The organism is Citrobacter enshiensis, assembly GCF_029338175.1.
In the GTDB taxonomy this organism is placed as follows: domain Bacteria; phylum Pseudomonadota; class Gammaproteobacteria; order Enterobacterales; family Enterobacteriaceae; genus Citrobacter_D; species Citrobacter_D enshiensis.
Genome location: NZ_CP119862.1, coordinates 1,315,955 through 1,336,932, shown reverse-complemented (window position 1 = coordinate 1,336,932; position 20,978 = coordinate 1,315,955). Strand labels below are relative to the sequence as shown.

Genomic DNA, 20,978 nt, shown 5'->3' with positions numbered 1-20,978 from the left:
TTTAGTGGGCAACATTTATTTACTTGATGTTGATCAAGCATAGGAGGGGTTAGCGCGAATAGAGCAAATATTCGACAGACGAATATCTCAGCGCTGGGCATGGAAACGAAAAGGAAGAGCGGCCAACCCATGCTGACCGCTATTTGCGGGGATTACAGTTTTTCACCATTAGACGCAATCACCTGCTGATACCAGGCAAATGATTTCTTTGGATGACGTGCTAACGTCCCGCTACCGTCATTATTTTTGTCGACATAGATAAAGCCGTAGCGTTTTTTCATTTCGCCCGTCCCCGCAGAAACTAAATCAATGCAGCCCCACGGGGTGTAACCCATCAGCTCTACGCCATCTTCTACCACCGCTTTTTTCATTTCACGGATGTGCGCGGCCATGTAATCAATGCGGTATTGATCGTCTACAGAGCCGTCGGCCTGCTGGACATCAATCGCGCCAAAGCCGTTTTCGACGATAAACAGCGGCAGCTGGTAGTGATCCCAGAACCAGTTCAGCGAATAGCGCAGCCCCACCGGGTCAATCTGCCAACCCCAGTCGGACTTCTGCACATACGGGTTAGAGACCAGGCTAGTGCTTTCGTCATAGTCCAGCTGCGGGTTATCCGCCGTCGCTTTGGTGGTGAACGACATATAGTAGCTGAAACCGATATAGTCGACGCAGCCCTGCGTCAGCGCCTGTTTATCTTCTTCGGTGATATCCAGCGTAAAACCACGACGCGCGAAGTAGTTCAGCAGATGCTGCGGATATTTCCCGCGCACATGTACATCGGTGAACCAGTAGCGGCGATGCATGGCGTTCATCGCCATCATCATGTCGTTCGGCGCGCAGGTCAGCGGATAGATTGGGCACATGGCGATCATGCAGCCGATTTTCAGTGACGGGTTAATTTCGCGCCCCGCTTTCACCGCCAGCGCGCTGGCCACCAGCTCGTAGTGCGCCGCCTGAAACATCACTGGCTCGCGATCTTCACCCGGCGAGTATTTCAGTCCGGAGTTGGTGAATGGCGCAAAGTCTTCGTGGAAGTTGGCCTGGTTGTTGATCTCATTGAACGTCATCCAGTACTTCACTTTGTGCTGGTAGCGTTTGAAGACCACCTTCGCAAAGCGAACGAAGAAGTCGATAAGTTTACGGTTGCGCCAGCCACCGTATTCCGTCACCAGGTGATATGGCATCTCGAAATGCGACAGCGTAATGACGGGTTCAATGCCGTGTTTCAGACATTCATCAAAGAGGCAGTCATAAAATTGCAGGCCCGCTTCATTCGGCAGGGATTCGTCGCCCAACGGAAAAATTCGCGTCCAGGCGATGGAGGTGCGGAAACATTTAAATCCCATTTCAGCAAAGAGCGCGATGTCGTCTTTGTAGCGGTGATAGAAATCGATGGCTTCGTGATTGGGGTAATTCTTACCAGGGATCACGCCGGGGGTGATCTCTCTGGGAATACCATGCGCTCCGGCGGTCATAACATCCGCCACGCTGACGCCCTTTCCCCCTTCCTGCCAGCCGCCTTCTAACTGGTGAGCCGCCACCGCGCCTCCCCACATGAAATTCGCGTTAAATCCAGACATACAATTCCCTCATTAATTGCAATTTGCTGGCCGCAGTCTCTGCACACACTTACAGAAACCGGTTTCATTACGATACTGTGCATTTATCAGGCGGGTTTCAAGCACGAGAATGAAACCGGGTTCATTTTCGTGGCACAGTTCAAATAACCAGAATTTCGAGGGTGAAATGCTGAAAAAATCAGCAGATATATGCCGATGCAAAGCAGGCTCGCAAACGTTTGCTTTCCCTGTTAGAATTGCGCCGAATTTAATTTTCACCGCAAGTAAACGCGTGGGGACCCAAGCAGTGACCGATAAAACCTCTCTTAGCTATAAAGATGCCGGTGTTGATATTGACGCGGGTAATGCTCTGGTTGATCGAATCAAAGGCGTAGTGAAGAAAACCCGTCGTCCCGAAGTGATGGGCGGTCTGGGTGGCTTCGGCGCGCTGTGCGCATTGCCGCAAAAATATCGTGAGCCTGTACTGGTTTCCGGCACTGATGGCGTAGGGACAAAACTGCGTCTGGCAATGGATTTGAAACGTCACGACACCATTGGTATCGATCTCGTGGCGATGTGCGTTAACGATCTGGTGGTTCAGGGCGCAGAGCCGCTGTTTTTCCTGGATTACTATGCCACCGGCAAACTGGATGTCGACACCGCCGCCAGTGTGATCAGCGGTATTGCCGAGGGTTGTCTGCAGTCTGGCTGCGCGTTGGTCGGCGGAGAAACCGCTGAAATGCCGGGGATGTATCACGGCGAAGATTACGACGTGGCCGGGTTCTGCGTTGGCGTGGTCGAAAAATCAGAAATTATCGACGGCTCGAAAGTAACCGATGGCGATGTGCTGGTAGCGCTGGGCTCCAGCGGCCCGCACTCCAACGGTTACTCTCTGGTGCGTAAAATCATTGAAGTCAGCGGTTGCAACCCTGAAACGACAGAACTCGAAGGCAAACCGTTAGCCGACCATCTGCTGGCGCCAACGCGTATCTATGTGAAGTCAATCCTGGAGCTGATTGAACAGGTTGATGTACACGCCATCGCGCACCTGACGGGCGGCGGTTTCTGGGAGAACATCCCGCGCGTTCTGCCCGACAATACACAGGCAGTGATTGACGAATCTTCCTGGCAGTGGCCGGCCGTCTTTGAGTGGCTGAAAACCGCAGGCAACGTCAGTCAACATGAAATGTATCGCACCTTCAACTGCGGCGCCGGGATGGTGATTGCCCTGCCGGAAGCGGAAGTCGATAACGCGCTCGCGCTGTTGAAGGCCAAAGGTGAAAAGGCGTGGAAAATCGGTATCATCAAAGCCTCTGATTCCGAACAGCGTGTGGTTATTGAATGATGAACATTGTGGTGCTTATTTCCGGCAACGGAAGCAATTTGCAGGCAATTATCGACGCCTGCAAAGAGCAGAAAATTAAAGGCACCCTCCGGGCAGTATTCAGCAACAAGGCCGACGCGTTCGGCCTTGAACGTGCCCGGGAAGCAGGAATTCCGGCACATGCGCTGGCCGCCAGTCAATTTGCCAACCGTGAAGCGTTCGATCGCGAACTGATGCGGGAAATTGATGCTTATGCCCCCGATGTGGTGGTACTGGCAGGCTATATGCGAATCCTTAGTCCTGCGTTTGTCGCGCACTACGAAGGTCGTTTGCTCAATATCCACCCTTCCCTGTTGCCGAAGTACCCAGGCCTGCATACGCATCGTCAGGCGCTGGAAAACGGCGATGAGGAGCACGGCACTTCTGTTCATTTCGTCACTGACGAACTGGATGGCGGCCCGGTGATTCTTCAGGCTAAGATCCCGGTTTTTGAGGGCGATAGCGAAGAGGACATCACCGCACGCGTTCAGGTGCAGGAGCACGCCATTTACCCGTTAGTGGTTAGCTGGTTTGTAGATGGGCGTCTTGAAATGCGCGAAAACGCAGCATGGCTTGACGGCATCAAACTCTCTCCTCAGGGATACGCATCAGACGAGTAACGTCTCTTCGTTCCCCGTTAGCAACCACTGACGGGGAACAACTCCTGTCTATCTTGTTCGTCTCCCTATCCTTTTCGCAAAAATGCGTCAGTTGCTCACATGCCACAGACGGTTTATTGTCATACTCTTCTGGCGCAGTTGGACATCTGACAGCAATGCTCGCCATAATAACCCGGCAGTGTCCCGTGATTGAAACGGAGTAAAAGTTGTAATGGGTCAGGAAAAGCTATACATCGAGAAAGAACTGAGCTGGTTAGCGTTCAATGAACGCGTACTCCAGGAAGCAGCGGATAAATCAAACCCGCTGATTGAACGGATGCGTTTTTTAGGCATCTATTCCAATAACCTTGACGAATTCTACAAAGTCCGCTTTGCCGAATTAAAGCGTCGCATCATTATTAGTGAAGAACAGGGTTCAAATTCTCATTCTCGTCACCTGTTAGGCAAAATCCAGTCCCGCGTATTGAAAGCCGATCAAGAATTTGACGGCCTGTACAACGAATTACTGCTGGAGATGGCGCGTAATCAAATTTTCCTGATTAACGAACGCCAACTGTCGGTAAACCAGCAAGACTGGTTGCGTCACTACTTTAAACACTATCTTCGCCAACACATTACGCCGATTTTAATCAACCGGGAGACCGATTTAGTTCAGTTTCTGAAGGACGATTATACCTATCTGGCGGTGGAGATTATTCGCGGAGATTCCATCCGCTACGCGCTACTGGAAATTCCCTCCGACAAGGTTCCTCGTTTTGTGAATCTGCCGCCGGAAGCGCCGCGTCGTCGCAAACCAATGATTTTGTTGGACAACATTCTGCGCTACTGCCTCGACGATATCTTCAAAGGGTTCTTTGATTACGATGCCCTCAATGCGTATTCCATGAAGATGACCCGTGACGCCGAATACGATTTGGTGCACGAAATGGAATCCAGTCTGATGGAGTTGATGTCCTCCAGCCTGAAGCAACGTCTGACAGCGGAGCCGGTTCGCTTTGTCTACCAACGTGACATGCCCAATGCGCTGGTGGAAGTTCTGCGCGAAAAACTGACCATTTCCCGCTATGACTCGATTGTTCCCGGCGGGCGTTACCATAACTTCAAAGACTTTATTAATTTCCCCAATGTGGGCAAAGCCAATCTGGTGAATAAACCGTTGCCGCGGCAGCGCCATATCTGGTTCGATAAAGAAAAGTTCCGCAACGGTTTTGACGCCATTCGTGAGCGCGATGTACTGCTCTATTATCCATATCATACCTTTGAGCATGTGCTGGAACTGCTGCGCCAGGCCTCGTTTGATCCGAGTGTTCTGGCGATAAAAATTAATATTTATCGCGTGGCGAAAGACTCGCGCATTATTGACGCGATGATTCACGCCGCCCATAACAGCAAAAAAGTGACCGTGGTTGTGGAATTACAGGCCCGTTTCGATGAGGAAGCCAATATTCACTGGGCTAAACGTCTGACCGAGGCTGGCGTCCATGTGATCTTCTCTGCGCCGGGGCTGAAAATCCACGCCAAACTGTTCCTTATCTCGCGTAAAGAAGGCGACGAGGTGGTGCGTTACGCGCACATCGGCACCGGGAACTTCAATGAAAAAACAGCACGTCTGTATACCGACTATTCATTGCTGACCGCGGATGCGCGGATCACCAACGAAGTGCGCCGGGTGTTCAATTTTATCGAGAACCCCTATCGTCCGGTGACATTCGATTACCTGCTGGTTTCGCCGCAAAACTCCCGTCGTCTGCTGTATGAGATGATCGACCGGGAAATTGCGAATGCGCAACAGGGCTTACCGTCGGGCATCACGCTGAAACTCAATAACCTGGTCGATAAAGGGCTGGTTGACCGACTGTACGCCGCATCCGGTTCAGGCGTGCAGATTAATCTGCTGATCCGCGGTATGTGTTCGCTGATCCCCAATCTGGAAGGCATCAGCGACAATATTCGGGTGATCAGCATCGTGGATCGCTACCTTGAGCATGACCGGGTCTATGTTTTCGAGAATGGCGGCGATAAGCGGGTATATCTCTCCTCCGCCGACTGGATGACGCGCAATATCGATTATCGTATTGAGGTTGCCACACCGTTGCTTGACCCTCGCCTCAAACAGCAGGTTCTTGATATTATAGACATTCTGTTCAGCGACACGGTTAAAGCCCGTTATATCGATAAAGAACTGAGTAATCGCTATGTACCGCGCGGAAATCGCCGCAAAGTGCAGTCACAATTGGCGATCTATGACTACATCAAATCACTCGAGCAACCAGACTAACGCTATGCCAATACATGACAGGACACCCCGGCCGCAGGAGTTTGCTGCGGTCGACCTCGGTTCAAACAGTTTCCATATGGTCATTGCGCGCGTTGTGGATGGCGCGATGCAAATTATCGGTCGGCTGAAACAACGTGTACACCTGGCTGATGGTCTCGGTGAAGACGGCAGGCTGAGTGAAGAAGCGATGGAACGCGGCTTAAGCTGCTTATCCTTGTTTGCTGAACGCCTGCAGGGTTTCGCGCCGTCGAGCGTCTGTATTGTCGGTACCCATACGTTACGTCAGGCGCTGAATGCCACTGATTTTCTAAAACGTGCGGAAAAGGTCATCCCCTACCCGATTGAAATCATTTCCGGCAACGAAGAAGCCCGTCTGATTTTCATGGGGGTGGAACATACGCAGCCGGAAAAAGGCCGCAAGCTGGTGATCGATATTGGTGGCGGTTCAACAGAACTGGTCATTGGCGAGAACTTCGAACCGAAGCTGGTTGAAAGCCGTCGTATGGGTTGCGTCAGCTTTGCGCAGATCTATTTCCGCGGCGGCGTGATTAACCAGGAGAACTTCCAGCGTGCGCGGATGGCCGCAGCACAAAAACTGGAAACGTTAACCTGGCAGTTCCGTATCCAGGGCTGGAACGTTGCGCTGGGCGCTTCCGGCACCATTAAAGCGGCACACGAAGTGCTGCTGGAAATGGGCGAGAAAGATGGTTTTATCACGCCTGAGCGTCTGGATAAGCTGAAAACCGAAGTTCTCAAACATCGCTCATTCGACGCACTCAGCCTGCCGGGTCTTTCTGAAGAACGTAAAGCCGTCTTCGTACCGGGTCTGGCGATCCTGTGCGGTGTTTTTGACGCGCTGGCCATCCGTGAACTGCGGCTGTCCGATGGCGCGCTGCGTGAAGGTGTCTTGTATGAAATGGAAGGCCGATTCCGTCATCAGGATGTGCGCAGCCGTACCGCCAGCAGCCTGGCGAACCAGTACAATATCGACAGCGAACAGGCAAGACGGGTGCTGGACACCACGATGCAGATGTATGAACAGTGGCAGTCGCAGCAACCTAAACTGGCGCACCCACAACTGGAAGCTTTACTGAAATGGGCGGCGATGCTGCATGAAGTCGGGCTGAACATCAACCATAGCGGTCTGCACCGTCATTCCGCCTATATTCTTCAACACAGCGATCTGCCTGGTTTCAACCAGGAACAGCAAATGATGATGGCGACATTGGTTCGTTACCATCGTAAGGCCGTAAAACTGGATGATTTGCCCCGGTTTACACTGTTTAAGAAGAAACAGTTTCTGCCGCTCATCCAGCTGCTGCGCCTCGGCGTCCTGCTGAACAATCAGCGTCAGGCAACGACCACGCCGCCAACGCTAACGCTGATAACCCACGACAGTCACTGGATTTTACGTTTCCCGCACGACTGGTTCAGCCAGAACGCGCTGGTTTTGCTCGATCTGGAAAGAGAGCAGCAATACTGGGAAGCCGTAACCGGCTGGCGTCTGACCATTGAAGAAGAAGAAAGCTCACCCGATATTGCGGCGTGATCCTCATTCAGGCGCCGGACTCTGGCGCCTGTTTCCCAAACGTATCTTCCAGTCGCTGCGGCTCCCCGATCAGATACCCCTGCAGGTAATCGATACCCAGCGAGATCACCGCGTTACGTATCTCTTCACTTTCCACGTGCTCTGCCACTACCAACATCTTTTTCATGCGCGCCAGATGGCAAATGGAAGCCACAATCTGATAGTCGAGGCTGTTCGAGACGATATTGCGAATAAAACTGCCGTCGATTTTGAGAATATTTGCGTTCACGTTTTTCAGGCGTGCATAGCTGGCATACCCGGTGCCAAAATCATCAATGGCAACCTGACAGCCCAGTTGCTGCAATTGCAATAAGGTCGTTTGCGCATGCTCGGCATCTGCGAGTGCGTTACTCTCCGTAACCTCAAATATCAGTTGCCAGGCTTCGACCTGATAGTGGCTCAACAGCTTACTCACCTCGATAGGTAATCGGGCACGGCACACTGATGTCGGCGACAGATTGATGGCAAAACGTTGGGCAGGCATTTTTTCCCGATTCGCCGCCATAAATTGCAATGTATGTTCGATAACCCAGAGATCGATGCTGGAAGACAACCCAAACTCATGGGCGACAGGCAGAAAAATATCGGGATTAATCATCCCGCCATTCTGATCCTTCAGCCGCAGCAAAATTTCATGATAGATATCGCCGCGAACGCCCTGAATGGGTTGAGCCATCAGGCAAAAGCGATCGTACTCAAGCGCCCGTTGCAGATGATTCATCATCGCCACTTTGTCTTTCAGCCCACGCTGCAAATTCATGGCACCGCGACGCTGTAGATTCTCTGGCGTGTTTGTCAAAATCGAAAGTTCGGCAACGGTACTTAATTCACCTAATAGCAGGTAGATATGGCTAACCGGAGAACGGACATAGCAATAGCTGACCCCAACCTGCGGCTGCATTGGCATCCCATCCCATGTAAATCGAAATTGTTTTATATGGTTATCCAGTGCTTCTATTCGCTGTTGGTGGGATTCCGTATTCAGACGCAGCACCAAATCGTTGCCGGATAACTGAAACACTTCCTCATTTTGCGCCAACAAGGGAGAGATCCAGTGAGACAGCTTTTGCTTGTACTGAATGCGTAACATAATCCCATAATTTTTAATGAGTAATTCCATTCCTGGCACACGCAAATAACAGAGGGCCGACCAGGGGGCGCTTTTGAGAGCCCGATTCAGAGCGCGTAAGTTGGGAAGATGCACGACAGGATCAAAGTAAGCGAGACGGCGAGCGCGGCTACTGACAATCCTCTGCCGCGTCGCCAGTACCGCCATATAATTCACAATAAATGAAAAAACCAGATAGCTCGAAGAGGTAATGGCCAGTTGGGTATCGTATCCGGAATACCACGGCGTATAACGGTGATAATAATTTATTGATACTACGAGTATTATCGCCCATAACGGCGAAATAAATTTATAGCCGTAGCGCATTCCCCCCCATAACATGACGGGTAGCAGGAGTGACAACGTATAGTTTGTGCTAAATATTGAGCTATCTTCATTTAAAGGCATGCATAACAAAACCATCAGCATACCCAATACTATCAGCCAGATAGCTATTTCTTTTTTCGTTACTTTCGCATCAATTTGTAGTTTAAGTTGCGAAAAATAACCCTTCAAATAACAAGGATTACGGATAATACGAATGATCAAATAGCACAGCGGAACACCCACAAGATTTCCGACCAGTAACGCCTGGTAATCAATCAATGTATTGATATTGAAAGGCATGACCCCCATCAGATGGGATTTGCTGTCATACATTCCAATAAAGGCTGCAAATTGAAATATGACTAAAAACAGTGTGGCAGGGAAAAATACCTGCCAGAACATGCGCTGAAATATTAATCGCACATCGCCATGATAGACATGCCCACGCCGTGGGGCAAACACATGATACCCCCCCCAACTGAGCACAATCGTCACCACAAAGTGAACGATAACAGGAAACGTCTCGTACCATCCTACCTGCGAAAATTTATGCCAGAAGATGGCAATGACAATTCCTGGTAACGCCGCCCAGCCGAAAAATAGCATCAGGCTTAACATTAATGCCAGAGGCAGATAAAACAGCACGACATTACCTGTAGCAGTACTTGCGAAGGTATTGGTGTTGCTCAATAAGGGTAATAACAAAGAGGGTAAGATGAGAGGCAGTGCCCACCATTTATCTCTGATACGAATATATAATTTCTTAAGGCTCATAGATGCTCAGCAGAACCTCCGTTTCCTGAAGGCTTTATTCAGACAGGCATCCCACCTGACGTCAGAACAATGATGAAAAACTCATCACAATTGTGGAGCATAGATTTTAGTTATCGTCGGCGCGTAACATTTGACTTATGTCAAATAACTCACTTATCATTAATTAATTATTACTTTATTTCTGCTGTTTTATCATTAAGTTATTATTTATTTAAATATTAAATTTATTTCTCATAACATTAAAGGATGAATTGACTGACGTAATTTTACATAATGAAGAATTGACCATCTCCTCACAGTGTGCCTTAATGTCATTATCGCCCACGCGTTGGGCCCACCCTAAGGAACCTTTTGTGAGTCAGGCTACCAGTATGCGAAAACGACATCGATTTAACACTCGCATGACCCGTATCGTATTGCTTATCAGTTTTCTCTTCTTTTTTGGACGCTTCGTCTACTCTTCCATTGGCGCCTGGCATCATCATCAGGATAAAAAAGAATCACAACAATCAACCCTGACGACTGAAACGCCATCACAGTCATAATCTGTTTGCGACTAAAAAACCCCACATCGTTGTAATATAATATATTTTTTATTCAACCCTGGCATTGGGCAGTAAAAACGGGAGTACACAGACTCCCGTTTTGTTCAGACAAACAGTCTGCGCACCGTTCTACAGGGTGACAATCGCGGGCTCGTCAAACGCTGTCAGTTTTGGCGCTTCGCCAGTGAATTTTTCTGCGTAGACCAGTGACGTATTACCTGCACAGCCGTTCGCCAGTCGGGATGTCGGAATATCCGCGGTCAGTACGTTAGCGCCGCCATTTTTACAGATCCCATTCTCCAGATCCGGCCAGGCACCTTCGTGAATGCAGATAATCCCGGGTTTAATTCCATCACTGACATGCGCCCCCACCAGCACTTGTCCGCGAGCGTTCCATACCCGAACCAAATCACCATCGGAAATACCGCGAGCCTTTGCATCCTCCGGGTGAATGGTCACTGGCTCACGATTGGCTATGGCGTACTCTTTGCGCAGCGAAGCGTAATTCAGCTGACTGTGCAGACGATGCGCAGGGTGTGCGGTCAGCAACTGCAGCTGATCTTTATCCGCGGAACCTTTCCACTCATCCGGTTCTAGCCATGAAGCATGCGGCGGGCAATCTTTGTAGTGATATCCTTCAATCGTTTTCGAGTAGAGTTCAATCTTCCCGCTTGGCGTGCCAAGTGCATTCATCACCGGATCGCTGCGGAAATCAGCGTAGCGAACATACTTGTTATTCTTCTCGTTCTCACGCATCTCGATCAATTTATTCTGTTGCCAGAAGGTATTGAACTGAGGCATCGCCACACGCTGCGTACGCGCGGCCTTTTGCGCGGCGTCGTAGAATTGCTTCAGCCACGCCATTTCATCTTTGCCTTCTGTATAGACAGCTTTGCCGCCCACTTTGAGCATCTCCGCCAAATCGGCAAATACATCAAAGTCATTGCGCGCCTCAAACTGCGGCGCAATAACCTGCTTCATCGGCACCAGATGTTGGTTACTGTAATCCCCGGTCATGGTGAGATCGTTACGTTCAAACGATGTGGTAATCGGCAGAACAATATCGGCATGTTTGGCTGCCGCCGTCCAGTAGCACTCAGAAATGACGACCAGCTCCGGTTTCTGCCACGCTTTAATTAAGCGGTTCGTATCCTGGTGGTGCGTAAAGTTCCCACCACCTGCCCACCAGATCATTTTGATATCCGGGAAGGTTTGTTCTTTACCATTATGCTGATATTTTCCACCCGGGTTTTCGAGCGCTTCGACAATTCGCGCGACAGGAAGGCTCGTCACAGCGTCGGAGACAGCCCAGTCATTGCCTGCAGAGGAGCCACCTTCAATCTTCGAGGAAATTGCGGGCAACACCCCGCCCGTGCGCGTCGGGTTACCGCCATTAGAATAATGGTAGGAGAAACCAAAGCCCCCCCCTTCCGTGCCGATTTGTCCCAGCATCGCTGCCAGGGTGACCAGCATCCAGTGTTTTTGCTCGCCATACTGCTGACGCTGAATGCCCCAACCCGCCATGAGCATGGTTTTATTGCCGGAGAAGATTTCCGCCAGTTTTTCGATCTGCTCTGCAGGTACACCGCACACGCCTGCGGCCCACTCCGCGGTTTTCTCTGTTTTATCGCTTTTACCCAGCAGGTACTCTTCAAACTGCGGATAACCGGTCGTGTATTTTTCCAGGAAGGCCTTATCATGCAGACCCTTTTTCACCAGCGTATGTGCAATGCCCAGCATCATCGCAACATCCGTCCCCATGTGCGGCGCAATCCAGGTGGCATTATCACCAAAGAACGCAATGGTTTCAGACCGCATTGGGTCGATAGCAATCACGCTCTTCCCTGATTTTTTGAGCAAGTTGATGTATTCAAGTCCCTGCTCGTCAGTGCTACTCCAGGCAATTTTTAATGTGTTGAGCGGGTTCATCCCCCACAGCACCACAACCTGGCTGTGTTCAAGAATCATCGGCCATGTAGTCTGCTGTTCGTAGACTTCTACCGACCCAACGACATAAGGCAGGATCACTTGCGCCGCACCGGTAGAATAATCACCGGTATGGCCTGCGTAACCGCCCGCCATACTCATGTAACGCTGCAACAGGGTTTGTGCTTTGTGCAACACACCGCTGGAACGCCAGCCATAAGAACCCGCAAATACCGAGGCTGGGCCATAGCTGCTACGGATCCGACTGTGCTGCTCGTGGATAAGTTTAAGCGCCTGTTCCCAACTCACACGGACAAAAGGATCGCTTCCCCGTTTGCCATCTGCCTTTCCTGGATTTTCCAGATAGCTTTTACGCACCATCGGGTATTTTATACGCGCGCTGGTATGAACCTGATCAGGGGCGGTCTGTTGCAATGAGTTAGGAATCGTTTTTTGTAATGCCCCCTTCGAAGAGACAACCTTCCCGTCTTTGACTTCGACATAAACAGCCCCCCAGCGCGCCGCTGTCAGAACAGCGCCGCCCCCCGGGCCTTCGGCCCAGGCAGGCATCGGGATCATCGAAGAAATCGCCATAGTCCCGGTTGCCGCCCCGGCCGTTTTGATAAAGTCACGTCTTGTGAGTTTCATGATTTCTCCTGGTGTTGTCGCTTATTTATTCATGTCTTTTGCGTTGTACTGGAAATAACGGCTCAGAATATCCAGCTCGTTTTCACTGATGTTGGTTCGTGCTCCCATCCCTTTCGCCACTGAAGGCCAGGCATTCAGGGTAAAGTGCTTCGCGGGGATCGGCGCATGGCAACCTGCGCAATACACGTTGTCGAGCTTACGCGCGTAATCCCACATCGGTTCACGGCTGGCCAGGGCAGAAGTACTCCAGTCCCCTTGCAGCGCAACGTCCCGCCACGCATTGCCATACTCATCTTTCTTCCAGTCAGAGAGCACGTTCAGCGCCTGCTGCCCTTTTTCACTCAGACTGGCAAGAACAAGTCGCTGACCTGCCGCGTAATAAATAACCTGTTCACTGCCCTGCATCTGACTGCCGCGAATTTCGACACGACGCGAGGTCCCCGTGGTTTTCAACACATGTAATTGCGTCGCCGGATAAAGCGTCGCCAGATCGCCAAGCGCGCTGGCGCTGACAACATAGAGCTCTTTCGCTGATGCAGGTATTGAGGCCGCCTGTGCTTCAAGCCCTTGTAACGCGGTATCGTCCATTTTTATTTCTGGAGGGAAGTGGGCGACCCCTTTGTGGCAGTCGATACAGGTTTGTTTTTCCTTAGCGCCCATCTCATGCATCTTTCGGGCATCCGCGCTTTGCGCTTCGAGATCCATGGCATCCATGCTGTGACAACTGCGGCAGGTCGCTGAGTCATTGGCTTTGAGTTGTGCCCATACCGTTTGTGCCATTTCCAAACGATGGTCCTCAAATTTTTCGGGGGTATCGATTTTTTTGGTAATGAACTGGTGATAGATATCTTTCGAAGCACGCAGTTTAGCGATCAGGTAATCCATGCCACCTTGCGGAATGTGGCAATCTGCGCACTCCGCACGGATTCCCTTCTGATTCTGAAAATGTTTGGACCCCAGATATTCCTCATAAGGAGCCTGCATCGTATGACATGACAAACAAAATTCCGTACTGGACGTTTTATGTAATGTCCATTGCGCGGCAAAAATAACGAACACACCAAGAATGGCCCCCAGAAGCACCATCCATATCACTATTCTATTTATTTTTTTCATCGTATACCCTGGCAAACCCAAATACCCTTTTATAGGTAGACATTAAATAGGCGCCACAGGTGACTTATTGATATTCATCAAATGGAAAGCAAGAAGAAACAGACAAAGAGGAAACTATGAAGGGCGTCTCAAATTCAAAAACAGCGAGAGATTCAAACAAAAAAATCATTAAAAATAGTGAGTTAAACTACCATTTATGGATTATCAAGCTAAATTAAAAGCATTACCAAGAATAAAATTTTGACAGCGACAAATATTATCATCTGCATCTTAAAAATACATGTCGCTATATAATAAAATATACAATGAGTTTTCCCCCAGGACCAGACACTTTATAAAATTCACTTCGTTTATAGTTGAAAAACATTCCAATAATATAGTTAAAACATCCAAAAACGTAAAAATTTAGCCACAACGCTGATTACGGGATAATTCCGTCATCATACATAGATTATTTAAATACCGTCGTTTCATTTAATAATCTTCAAAAATATATTTATTTGGAAAAACTTTCGCTATCCAGAAACTTCATGACCATACATAAAAAAACCCTCTGTAAAAACAGAGGGTTGATTGCATTTTTGCCTTGTCATGAACAGGCAAGAGGGGTTATCTGATTATTCCCACTCAGCTATCAATGATGAGATAAAATATAAATAAATCAATACACTGAAAGTAATTACTTAGCAGATACCACGAAAAACACCACCTACAGTTGCATTCAGACAACACTCACTTCTGCGACAACTAACGGTGCTTGCCGACCAGCCTCAACAAGCAGCACTACGATCACTTCTACACTCCTGACCTACACAGATTGCGGCTCAATAGTCATATCATGTAAGATTGCCCGCAACCTTACAAACCTTCACGCGGTTTGACGATCTGGCATAGCTTTCAATCAGCACCATGGATCACTTTTAGTAGATCGGCGCGAACATTTTACGAGGAATAGAATGTCTGAAATTGCAATTGAGGTTTCTGATGTGCAGGTTTTGGAGCAATTAGAATTACTTGGCAAGGATTCCGATGGTTTTTCTTCTGAGCACCAAGGAATAGATGGTGTCCAGCTTTTCACTGCGGTGATGACGCTGGGACCATTGGTAATTACCGGCATTGTCAAAGTTGTACTAGCACAGATTGCCGCGAAGAAGCATGTACGGGTACTTGTTGATGGTATTGAGATCCATGGTGTTAGCGAAAAAACCCTTATGGATATCCTCAAGAGTAATGTCGTCAACAAACCCCACAATTAGCCGATGAAGAAAACCTCGTCGATTGACCGACTCATCACTGCTACGCGCCTAAACATTGGAGCAAGAGTGAACGAGACGCTATACGAAACTACAATCCTGCGCCTGAAGTCGATTGCAGAACAGTTAGGTTTACCTCTCGATATCAAAATCGTGTACTCATCGACGCGAAGGGTAGAACACGTTACTGTGTCAGGAGTGTCTTGGTTAATTTATGACCAGTACATCGGTCAGACGATGAATATGCTGAACAGGCTTTTCATAGAGTCGGAGGATGCGCACCCATCGCTTGTCTATTTTCACAAAGTGTTGGCAGAGAGACTTATTGATGTTGGGCAGTTAGCTAACGCATTACATTGTGCGTCGGTATACCACTCCTCGCGTGAAGTTCTAGATCCTAGACACTCAGACGAGACTTGGCGCAACTTGCTGACACGGACCCATGAGCGATTCTTGCTTTACCACGAACTTGGGCATCGTGTTTTCTCAAAGCCCACACTCTTACCAGTTATGCGTGAGCACGTACAATTCCTCATTCAGCACCAAGTTCAAGTGAAAAAAAAACCGCTGAATGAAGCGCTTGAGTCGTTCCGCGATAGACCTTCTGCAGCCCTGCATCATCAAGATTTCGATGCTGCAATTCGTGATATCAGATTGGGACTAGAATCTGAGGAGGGTCAGCGCTTTAGACAAGCACAACTTTCCTCGCTAGCTAAATCACAAACTGAAGAGGAGGTATTTTGTGACATCTTCGCCTCAGATTTTGTATTGGCTGAAGGTCTCATAGACGGTGAAGACCCTATACGAATACTGCGTGCGATCTATGTTGGGTTTTATCACCTACAGGCTCTGGAGTATTTGAAACGATTCCCCTCCCTTTCGAGCACCTACACTGATTGGCAGACCGACAATATGCCACACATTCAATCACGTGGTCATTGTCTGCGCGCACATCTGATATTCCTTTACCAGACAGAGTTACGAGTCAAACAGCATCTTGACGAGGCCTTAGTCACCGATAAAGTTAGTGCTTTTGAAGTTCAATTGATGGAGGATCAGAAACGTCATTACGATGTCATATACGATAGCGCGCAGCGACTGTGCGAGAGCTTACGGGTCAATGACTGGCTCTCGGTACTGGGTGAAGAGGCGATGAAGACACTACATAATGGGTTGAACTATCCAGAATCAGTTCCCTCAAGGTTACCTGATGATCATGACTTAAGGACGATCATTCTGATTTTGACGGGCTGGCTTCCATGAGTGCTTGTACCTAGGTTGATATTGCTTCGCGGCCTACCTCGCCAAAACTAAGCATCAGAGCTGAGGACAGTTGCCATCGGTTCCAAACGCATAACGGTCAATCAAGGTTTTGCCCCGAGTGTTCGGATGGGCCATTAGCACTAGTCTCACATTCGCACTGTGTAAATTGACGCCCCTTTCTCCGCCGCCACTAACATTATTCGACTTTGGCACAATACACTAGCGAAGCCCCTAATAAACGTCACACAGAGACAAGCATTCGGCCATCCCACAACCGAAAATGCTACCAGAATCTTAATAGATCAATCACATATTATCGGTCTTGGCAATATGGTCCTCTGTGAAGTACCATAAAAAACGCCATTGATGATGTGAACAAAATCATCAATGGCATAGAGTAATTATTTATAATCAATTAGTTACGAAATAACTCATTCCCACTCGATGATCAGTGCCGCCTTAAAACACTGTAAAATCAACAGAATAGCATTATCTTTGCATGTCGATACCACACAAAATACCATGGTAAGAAAACCTGGGAGCTGTACTGATCGTATCGCCCGACGCAAAACGCTTTTAGACTGACAACTTGCACTCCACAAGGGACATTCGTCCAAAAGCGGTTATTCAAAGAAGTCAACGCCCCGGGTAGGATCTTCCGCTTGCCTCCACCAGACTTACATCATCACGAAGCAATGTCACCATCTCTTCATGATGTGCTGTTATCTGCTGATCGTCCCAGCTTGTATTTCGAGTGATTTCCGCCATTCTCTTGAGCTTGGGACTTTGAAGTTCAATCGTATCCTTGAAGTTTTCGGCCTTCGCTCTGGGAAGGCTATTGCTGAATTTTGAGTTCGCGCTGACGCTTACGAGCGCGAGGTTGCCAAGCAGGTTAAGGCTAGAACCTGAAACAGCCGCGCCCGACTGTTCTTTGTCCGGATGCTGTGGATAAAAGTGCTCAATGGAAGTTCTGAACTGAAATTTGAAATCTCGTTTTGAGGAATCACTCAACAGAAGATAGTCGAGGTATGAAAAGACGATACGGCTGATACCAAACCCTTGTGGTTGCTGATCTTCCTCAAAGGGGAATGTCTCTTTAACCTTGCTGCGGGCATACCCCTTCAACAAATCGGCAAGATCCGCATGTTTCGCGTCTTGAGGGGCTTTAACGGATAGCCAGCGAAGAACTTTGGTAATCCAGTGCATCGTTCGCGGAGAAGTGTAGGTAATCCGAAGCATGGACTGAAGCAACAATACATCTCGGGTATGTGGGTCAGCACCGCTGTCCTCCTCCAAGTTTCCATTGCTGGCCGAGAAAACATGGATGTACGTCGGGGCTGGCTTCTTGTCCGCGCCGCCTTTCTTCAATCGCTGGAGAGACCAATCGCCATCGTCACCGATGTTCGCCGTGAATTGACGCTTCAAGATGAAGCCATCGAAGAGGTTGCGGCACTTAAGAAGCATAAATGCAAAGCTACGCACCCAATCGGCTTTAGCATCGGGTACATTATTTACGGCGTCGTCAAATGACTTGATGAGGCGCTTGTCGTCAAGCTGGCCTTCGTCTTCGACCTCATCGCCTTTCATAATTCTTAGAACGTGCAGCAGAAAGGCCGGAAACTCAATAGTCGAACGAAACCGCTCGTTGCCCTCGTCTTCAGTGGAATTTGACTCGATCTCTTTAGCGTATTTTGACAACGCCTCATCCAAGGACAACGATACCCCTTCGGAGGATTGCCTTGATGAATTGATGTCGGATTGCGGACGACTTTCCATTAGCGACGCGAAGCTGGTCACCTCCAGCCAAGACCATTCATCGCCAAATACTTTGTTTCGCAAACTGGTGTCACCACGGGTCAGAGACATCTGGACATAAGAATCCATGTCAGCACAGGCATCCCAAACCCACGCGAAGCATTCGCGTTCATATTGATTGGGCAGCTTGCTCATCAGGCGAGCCTTAACAATATCAACCTGCTTGAGTTGCTGCCCACGAGTGTTCATGATCTCGAAGTAGCGATTGAGGTCGGTATTGGGTGGCAGCGAGGCACGGACGACAGTAACCTTCGTTAGCAAGAAATCGGAGAATTTTTCGCGTGAGCGATTAAGGGTTTCATTTTGTTTGAAGAACTGATTGATGATGCTGTAGCCTTCATGGATGCCAGCATCTGCATTACTCGTGGAGCCCTGCGGTCGGACGTGCCCCTTAGCCGCCTCCTGTGCTACTCGCCGCAGGGCTTCCGTTGCCCGTGCGCGCGACTCATATTGCAAGTGGCCTGCATGGCCAATCGACGGCTTCCCACTCTCACCTTCTTGCTCCAGGAAGGTCAGAAGCAGATAGAGGGTTGTAAGTCGTTGTTGTCCATCTATGACCTCGAACTCGTCCTCTCTACCCCGCTTGATTACAACAAGGTTCCCAAGAAAATAGTCGTCCTGGCCCCCAACCACCGAGTCTTGAATATCGCTGATAAGTTGCTCAATCTGTTCGGCCCGCCAAGCATAGTTCCGTTGATAAATAGGAATCAGATAATTGTCCGTGAATAGCTTGCCTACTGTTAGCAGTTCGGGTTTCAACTCCTTCTTGCTCATTGCAGCCCCTTAATAAAAGCAACGAGTTCCTTTTCGTGGTTATCGTTGTATGGCTGACTTGCTATTGGAAGTTTGCGGACAACACTTCCAGTCATCGCGTTGCGTAGCAAAACAAAAGGCGATTTATTTGCATCGTTTTTACCTCGAGCTCGGTTGTCAGCAGATACAAATTGCACACGAAGTAACTCGACCCGCAAGGCATATGCCCATGCGAATAACCTATTTCGCACTTCATCCACATCTTCATCGCCAAACTTGTTTGTATAGCAAAGCAGCGCGGCAATGAACAATTCGTACACGTAGCGGTAGCGACTTTGAGATGGGCCAAAGTTTTTGAAACCTCTGTCGATAACCTCTTTTTCCAGTATCTTCAATTCGTCAAGCATGAATGTCACCATCTCGAAAAATGAGCGCCCAGCGATTATCGGGGCATCAAGCTGAAAGCGGCTGCGCCAGGCATTTCGTGCATCATGTATAGAGGACACCGCCCATGCACTTAGAAGTGGCATAGCGGCTTGTGCTGCAAGGTGATATCGCAGATTTGGCGAAAATGATCTGTGGGATCGTGATGAAATTCCCTTGAACATGCCGATGTCCCGAATAGCAAATTCGAGCGAGCTTTCGCCTCGTGACCACTTGGATATCCGGTATAAAAAAGTAGAAAAAAGCCTGTCCAGATCCTCATCATTTACGGCTTCCCAAGCCTCAACGACAGCCACTTTCATAGCAGCGGACTCATCGTGCATTTCGCGCAGGTGGTGTGCTTTGAGCAAGTCATGAGGGGCAAGCGGTTTGCCGCGATAGTTCTGGGAATCAAAGACACGAAATGCCTCATCAATATCGTCCGTCACAATACGCACCAACTGACATTTGTGACAGATAAAATCCAAAAATTCTTTTTTATCTTCCAACTGCGACAGGCGCCTTTGAAGCTCTATCCAAACCAGGGAGACAGGGGTTTCGCTGTTACCAGACACCGAAATCTGATGATTTATCGGATCTAAGGCCGCAAGAATCATTCGCAAAGTCAGCAGACGTTGCTGTCCGTCGACTACATTGAGATACTCACCATCATCGTGAAGAATGATTGCACCCAAAACATAGGGAATATCTTTTCTTTCGGTATCTCGAAGAGCTTCGCTGAGATCATCCACCAGTTGTAGAGCGGTCGATACCTCCCAACTGTATGGGCGTTGATAGTTCGGTATCCGAAGGCCTTGCTTGAGTAGTTCATCCACGGTGACTGCACTAACACCGTCCTCTCCGTTAATCGCCATTGCTATGTCCATTCATTGACGCTTTTCTATTTTCTCAGCGTGTTTTCCGCAAACTTTATTCACCCATATGGATACTTCGATTCCGAGCGGCGGCTGTCTTGTTCACAATTTCGATCACGAGGTGCTCCTCTGGCGCATATTTAACGATCTGGAGGCTTGGGTCGAGAGAGCGGTTCTGACCAAAAGCGGGCATCGATGGCATCAGCACAGCGCTGCAATGCACCCGGTTGTCGATACCATGGCATTTGCTGATACGGTCACATGGTATTTGCTATATCTTCGATTCAGCGTCGGCCTTATACCATGAAAAACGCCATTGATAATGCAGTCAATGACATCAATGGCACTCACTAAATCAAATAAAACAATAGTTTAAATAATAGCCTCACTCCTACTCGATTAGCAATAGCAATAAAATACATTTATATAACAGCTAGTTAGAAAAATCGCCTTTCTATATACCATCATCTATACCATTTACATGATTTTTTTGCTAATTGTCGACATTTTAGTTCGGCTTTGGCATAGATGGAGGATTAAGCCATATCACGATGGAGCTCTTGTTTATCTTCAGTGGTAAGTAAATGCGGCCCCCATTAAAGGAGAGCATGAAAACACTGGGGCAGTTATCGAATGGGTCACCTGCAGGGGCGCATCATTTCATAACAGTGCTCGTTGCCTACCTGTAAAGATCTACGTCATCAAAATGTGAGTTATCAGCAGGAAACGTTAGGGGTATTT

At 48.9% G+C, this 20,978-nt stretch carries 13 protein-coding genes; 7 read left to right on the top strand and 6 right to left on the bottom strand.

From position 1 onward, the window contains the following. Positions 1-152: 152 nt before the first annotated feature. On the bottom strand, positions 153-1,583 hold the full coding sequence (locus tag P2W74_RS06435; protein WP_276294365.1) for a 6-phospho-beta-glucosidase: 1,431 nt from the start codon (positions 1,581-1,583) through the stop codon (positions 153-155). A gap of 286 nt (positions 1,584-1,869) precedes the next feature. On the opposite strand from P2W74_RS06435, the gene purM reads away from it, so the two are divergent. From purM to ppx, 4 genes are all read left to right on the top strand, one after another. Further along, a complete protein-coding gene (purM, locus tag P2W74_RS06430) occupies positions 1,870-2,907 on the top strand; it encodes a phosphoribosylformylglycinamidine cyclo-ligase (RefSeq protein ID WP_276294364.1) in 1,038 nt (345 codons plus the stop codon). After that, complete coding sequence (gene purN, locus P2W74_RS06425) at positions 2,907-3,545, top strand: phosphoribosylglycinamide formyltransferase (RefSeq protein WP_276295135.1); 639 nt, start codon at positions 2,907-2,909, stop codon at positions 3,543-3,545. The genes purM and purN overlap by 1 nt, the downstream gene beginning before the upstream one ends. A 211-nt stretch (positions 3,546-3,756) precedes the next feature. Next, entirely contained in the window at positions 3,757-5,823 is a 2,067-nt protein-coding gene (ppk1, locus tag P2W74_RS06420) for a polyphosphate kinase 1 (protein WP_276294363.1), read from the top strand. 4 nt (positions 5,824-5,827) lie between these two features. Continuing rightward, positions 5,828-7,372, top strand: coding sequence for an exopolyphosphatase (gene ppx, locus P2W74_RS06415; RefSeq protein ID WP_276294362.1), 1,545 nt, complete (start codon positions 5,828-5,830; stop codon positions 7,370-7,372). Between the two features lie 7 nt (positions 7,373-7,379). On the opposite strand, the gene P2W74_RS06410 is transcribed toward ppx, so the two are convergent. Beyond that, on the bottom strand, positions 7,380-9,620 hold the full coding sequence (locus P2W74_RS06410) for a bifunctional diguanylate cyclase/phosphodiesterase (protein WP_276294361.1): 2,241 nt from the start codon (positions 9,618-9,620) through the stop codon (positions 7,380-7,382). 353 nt (positions 9,621-9,973) lie between these two features. On the opposite strand from P2W74_RS06410, the gene P2W74_RS06400 reads away from it, so the two are divergent. Next, positions 9,974-10,165 (top strand): YfgG family protein, encoded by a 192-nt coding sequence (locus tag P2W74_RS06400; protein WP_192613055.1) that lies wholly within the window; start codon positions 9,974-9,976, stop codon positions 10,163-10,165. A gap of 129 nt (positions 10,166-10,294) precedes the next feature. On the opposite strand, the gene P2W74_RS06395 is transcribed toward P2W74_RS06400, so the two are convergent. Together P2W74_RS06395 and P2W74_RS06390 are read right to left on the bottom strand one after the other, a co-directional pair. Then, complete coding sequence (locus P2W74_RS06395; RefSeq protein ID WP_276294360.1) at positions 10,295-12,739, bottom strand: trimethylamine-N-oxide reductase 2; 2,445 nt, start codon at positions 12,737-12,739, stop codon at positions 10,295-10,297. 21 nt (positions 12,740-12,760) lie between these two features. Continuing rightward, positions 12,761-13,855 (bottom strand): NapC/NirT family cytochrome c, encoded by a 1,095-nt coding sequence (locus P2W74_RS06390; RefSeq protein WP_276294359.1) that lies wholly within the window; start codon positions 13,853-13,855, stop codon positions 12,761-12,763. Positions 13,856-14,811: 956 nt separating this feature from the next. On the opposite strand from P2W74_RS06390, the gene P2W74_RS06385 reads away from it, so the two are divergent. Both P2W74_RS06385 and P2W74_RS06380 read left to right on the top strand, forming a co-directional pair. After that, on the top strand, positions 14,812-15,111 hold the full coding sequence (locus tag P2W74_RS06385) for a hypothetical protein (RefSeq protein ID WP_276294358.1): 300 nt from the start codon (positions 14,812-14,814) through the stop codon (positions 15,109-15,111). A gap of 66 nt (positions 15,112-15,177) precedes the next feature. Continuing rightward, positions 15,178-16,371 carry a hypothetical protein gene (locus tag P2W74_RS06380; protein ID WP_276294357.1) on the top strand — a complete coding sequence of 398 codons (1,194 nt, stop codon included), beginning with the start codon at positions 15,178-15,180 and terminating at the stop codon, positions 16,369-16,371. Positions 16,372-17,007: 636 nt separating this feature from the next. On the opposite strand, the gene P2W74_RS06375 is transcribed toward P2W74_RS06380, so the two are convergent. Both P2W74_RS06375 and P2W74_RS06370 read right to left on the bottom strand, forming a co-directional pair. Further along, positions 17,008-18,960, bottom strand: coding sequence for a DUF262 domain-containing protein (locus P2W74_RS06375; RefSeq protein ID WP_276294356.1), 1,953 nt, complete (start codon positions 18,958-18,960; stop codon positions 17,008-17,010). After that, positions 18,957-20,237 (bottom strand): DUF262 domain-containing protein, encoded by a 1,281-nt coding sequence (locus P2W74_RS06370; protein ID WP_276294355.1) that lies wholly within the window; start codon positions 20,235-20,237, stop codon positions 18,957-18,959. Before P2W74_RS06370 ends, P2W74_RS06375 begins: the two co-directional genes overlap by 4 nt. Positions 20,238-20,978 lie beyond the last annotated feature (741 nt).

Coding starts and splice junctions, on each gene's coding strand:
- P2W74_RS06370 (WP_276294355.1), bottom strand. CDS start 20,237: ATGGCGATTAACGGAGAGGACGGTGTTAGTGCAGTCACCGTGGATGAA.
- purN (WP_276295135.1), top strand. CDS start 2,907: ATGAACATTGTGGTGCTTATTTCCGGCAACGGAAGCAATTTGCAGGCA.
- P2W74_RS06395 (WP_276294360.1), bottom strand. CDS start 12,739: ATGAAACTCACAAGACGTGACTTTATCAAAACGGCCGGGGCGGCAACC.
- P2W74_RS06375 (WP_276294356.1), bottom strand. CDS start 18,960: ATGAGCAAGAAGGAGTTGAAACCCGAACTGCTAACAGTAGGCAAGCTA.
- P2W74_RS06410 (WP_276294361.1), bottom strand. CDS start 9,620: ATGAGCCTTAAGAAATTATATATTCGTATCAGAGATAAATGGTGGGCA.
- P2W74_RS06435 (WP_276294365.1), bottom strand. CDS start 1,583: ATGTCTGGATTTAACGCGAATTTCATGTGGGGAGGCGCGGTGGCGGCT.
- P2W74_RS06385 (WP_276294358.1), top strand. CDS start 14,812: ATGTCTGAAATTGCAATTGAGGTTTCTGATGTGCAGGTTTTGGAGCAA.
- ppx (WP_276294362.1), top strand. CDS start 5,828: ATGCCAATACATGACAGGACACCCCGGCCGCAGGAGTTTGCTGCGGTC.
- P2W74_RS06390 (WP_276294359.1), bottom strand. CDS start 13,855: ATGAAAAAAATAAATAGAATAGTGATATGGATGGTGCTTCTGGGGGCC.
- ppk1 (WP_276294363.1), top strand. CDS start 3,757: ATGGGTCAGGAAAAGCTATACATCGAGAAAGAACTGAGCTGGTTAGCG.